This is a genomic window from Paraburkholderia sp. SIMBA_053 (assembly GCF_046534895.1).
Lineage (GTDB): Bacteria > Pseudomonadota > Gammaproteobacteria > Burkholderiales > Burkholderiaceae > Paraburkholderia > Paraburkholderia caledonica.
On sequence record NZ_JAWRXU010001612.1, the window covers coordinates 1 to 239 of the forward strand.

The 239-nt window shown below is 64.0% G+C and carries 1 protein-coding gene; it reads left to right on the forward strand.

Translation table 11 applies throughout. The features are described from left to right. The coding region (locus tag SB753_RS41000) for an acyl-CoA thioesterase (protein WP_410805671.1) at positions 1-208 on the forward strand (208 nt) is incomplete at its 5' end. Positions 209-239: the final 31 nt, after the last annotated feature.

The window sequence follows — 239 nt, forward strand, 5'->3', positions numbered from 1 at the left end:
CGACGTGATCGGCCGCATGACGGTCGGCGTGCCGGGGCGCAGCAGCTTCGATACGGGCTTCGAGCTGTACCGTGCGGACGATCCTGACACGTTGTATGCGCGCGGCAATGCGAAGTGCGTGTGGATCGACTATGCGGCGGGCACGTCGGTGCCGCTTCCCGATCTTCTGCGCTCGACCATCGAAAACGCTCATCTCGTGAAGGTCTGAGCACATTCCTCGCGCGTCGGCTGTCACGGCT